Source organism: Sphingomonas sp. (genome assembly GCF_031380695.1).
Lineage (GTDB): Bacteria > Pseudomonadota > Alphaproteobacteria > Sphingomonadales > Sphingomonadaceae > Sphingomicrobium.
The window spans coordinates 1-2,446 of record NZ_JANMWY010000180.1 but is presented as its reverse complement, the minus strand read 5'-3'; the positions used below and the strand labels follow the sequence as shown (position 1 = coordinate 2,446).

General features: G+C 67.5%; 4 protein-coding genes, 1 pseudogene and 1 riboswitch. Of the genes and pseudogenes, 3 read left to right on the top strand and 2 right to left on the bottom strand.

Annotated features, from left to right (window positions below; translation table 11 throughout):
• A pseudogene (locus tag RMN84_RS06775) lies at nucleotides 1-330 on the bottom strand (phosphomethylpyrimidine synthase ThiC); the annotation flags it as partial.
• 21 nt (nucleotides 331-351) lie between these two features.
• A riboswitch (TPP riboswitch) is annotated at nucleotides 352-458 on the bottom strand.
• 92 nt (nucleotides 459-550) lie between these two features.
• Between RMN84_RS06775 and RMN84_RS06770 the strand changes: the two are divergent.
• Nucleotides 551-943 carry an MAPEG family protein gene (locus RMN84_RS06770; RefSeq protein WP_309611424.1) on the top strand — a complete coding sequence of 131 codons (393 nt, stop codon included), beginning with the start codon at nucleotides 551-553 and terminating at the stop codon, nucleotides 941-943.
• A 7-nt stretch (nucleotides 944-950) separates the two neighbouring features.
• Nucleotides 951-1,427, top strand: coding sequence for a GNAT family N-acetyltransferase (locus RMN84_RS06765; protein WP_309611423.1), 477 nt, complete (start codon nucleotides 951-953; stop codon nucleotides 1,425-1,427).
• Here the strand turns inward: RMN84_RS06765 and RMN84_RS06760 are convergent.
• Nucleotides 1,424-2,017 (bottom strand): J domain-containing protein, encoded by a 594-nt coding sequence (locus RMN84_RS06760; RefSeq protein WP_309611422.1) that lies wholly within the window; start codon nucleotides 2,015-2,017, stop codon nucleotides 1,424-1,426. The two genes, RMN84_RS06765 and RMN84_RS06760, sit on opposite strands and share 4 nt — an antisense overlap.
• 48 nt (nucleotides 2,018-2,065) lie before the next feature.
• Here RMN84_RS06760 and RMN84_RS06755 point away from each other — a divergent pair, with 48 nt between their 5' ends.
• A complete protein-coding gene (locus RMN84_RS06755; RefSeq protein WP_309611421.1) occupies nucleotides 2,066-2,362 on the top strand; it encodes a BolA family protein in 297 nt (98 codons plus the stop codon).
• The last annotated feature ends 84 nt before the right edge of the window (nucleotides 2,363-2,446 follow it).

The following is a 2,446-nucleotide window of genomic DNA, read 5'->3' as shown; positions in this document are numbered from 1 at the left end:
GCCGCCTGAGCGGTCGGGGCCGAGTTGGCCATTATCCTCGGGGCGAGTCTCGCGGGCGGCGACCTCCTCCACGTCCCCCCGCGCACGAATCCAGTCGCGGCGAAGCTCGGCGAGGCCGGCGTTGATGTCGATGGTGACGGCGGGGTCGGTGTAGGGTCCGCTGGTGTCGTAGAGGGTGACGGGGGGTTCGCCGCAGGTCGGCTCGAGCACGACCTGGCGCATGGCCACGTTGAGCGGGCCGACATGGACCTTGCGGCTGCCGCGGATCGGGCCGGTGGTGACGGCGGGGGTCTCGCTACGAGCGGGGATTTTCGGATCGATGTCGGCCATTGCACTCTCCATTGGAGGGATGGCGGGTGACCGCTCCCTCCCTACGCCCGCGTGAACGGGATCAGGTTCGACGGGTCGGACGGGCTTGCACCGTCCCTCTCAGCCGTACGGCTCCCCGGGGAAGAGCATGGTTTAGGACTAAAGCCGGACGAAGGGAAGCGAGCGCTTGCCTTGGTGGCGCGTGTGCTTACCACCGGGACGGCAATCGGGGGGAACAGGCATGACGACTGAATTGAGCGTGCTGGCGTGGGGCTGTGTGCTGGCACTTGTCCATGTCTTTGCGGCGGGCAATGCGCGCACGCGGCAACATGGCACCAAGTGGAACATGGGCGCGCGCGACGAGGAAATGCCGCCGGTCAGTCCGGTGGTCGGGCGGCTCGAGCGGGCACAGGCCAATTATTTCGAGACCTTCCCGATCGTCATCGCGGCGATTCTGATCGTCCAGGTCGGCGGGCTCAATAGTCAGTGGACCGCCATCGGTGCGATCCTGTGGCTGGCGGCGCGAGTGGTCTATCTGCCGCTCTATGCGTTCGGCGTGCCGGTCGTGCGGACATTGGTGTTCACGGTCGGCTTTGTCGGGCTGGTGCTGATGCTGTTCCCGGCGCTGGTCTGAGGCGGGCATGACCGGGCTGACCATCCTGGAGTATGAGGATTCGCTGGCGGGGGCCTTTACCGACATCAACGCCGAGTGGATCGGCAAGATGTTCGTGCTGGAGCCGCACGACGAGCATGTCCTGTCGCACCCGCGCGAAACGATCGTCGATCGGGGCGGCGTGATCCTGTTCATCGCCGGGGCGGACGGCGAGGTGCTCGGGACCGGGGCGCTGATGCCGACCGGCGGCGGCGGGGTCGAGCTGACCAAGATGGGCGTGCGCGAGGCGGCGCGGGGGACGGGTGCCGGGGCGGTGCTGCTCGATGCGCTGGTGGCGCGAGGGCGGGCGATGGGGGCGGATCCGCTCTATTTGCTGACCAGCTCGCGCTGTGAAGCGGCGATCCATTTGTACGAGAAGGTCGGCTTCGTCCACGATCCGGCGATCATGGCGCGCTATGGCGGGACCTATCAGCGGGCGGATGTGGCGATGCGGCATCCGGGCTAAGCGAAGGCGCGCGCCGAATTGAGCAGGGTGTAGGCCTCGATTACTGCCTGAAGCGCGCGTTCGTGGGTGCGGTCGCCGCCGTTGCGGTCGGGGTGGTAGCGGCGGACCAGTTCGGAATAGCGTTGGCGCAACTGGGTGCGGTCGATGTCGTCGCGCAGCTGGAGCGTGCGCAGCGCCTTGCGTTCGTTGGCGGTGAAGCGCGCCTCGGCGAACGGATTCATGTCGCTGCGGTCGCCCCGCTGGAATCGCGCCGAAATGGCGTCGAGCGGGTCGGTGAAACTGCTCCACGCCGGGGGCGGGTCGCAGCCAATGTGGGCGAAGGGGCGGCTGTGACGTTCCCACCCGGCAATCGGCGACTGGGCCTCCTCGATCTGGTCGGGGGACATGCCGGTGAAATAATTATAGCTGCTGTTGTGGGCGCGGACATGGTCGAGGCAGAGATAACGCCATTGGCCGGGGCCGTCGAAATCACCCGGCGAGACCGGGGCGCGGAACTCGCCGGGTTCGTCGCAGCCGGCGACTCCGCAGCGGTCGGCCGCGCCTTCGATCCGGCCGTGGAATTTCTGGGGCTTCTCGCTGCGTGACGCCATGACCGGTGCGGGTGTTCCTCGGTTGCAAACCCGCTCTATATAGGAGCGATGGACACCACCGCTACCGTTCCCGCCCTTGGGCCAATCGCCACCGAGATGCACGCGCGGCTCGACGCGGCGCTGTCGCCGACCGCTTTGACGCTGATCGACGAAAGCGCGCATCACGCGGGCCATGCCGGGCACGACGGGCGCGGCGAATCGCATTTCGCCCTGGAGATCGAAAGCGCGGCATTCGCGGGCAAGAACCGCGTCGCGCGGCAGCGGCTGGTTTACGCCGCACTTGGGGAGTTGATGCAGGAGCGAGTCCACGCACTGACGATCAGGGCGCGGGCGCCGGGGGAGTAGGATGATCGAAACGATCATCACCCCCGTCACGCATGACCTGGGGGCGTTCAAGGTGCGGCGGTCGCTGCCTGCCAAAACGCGGAC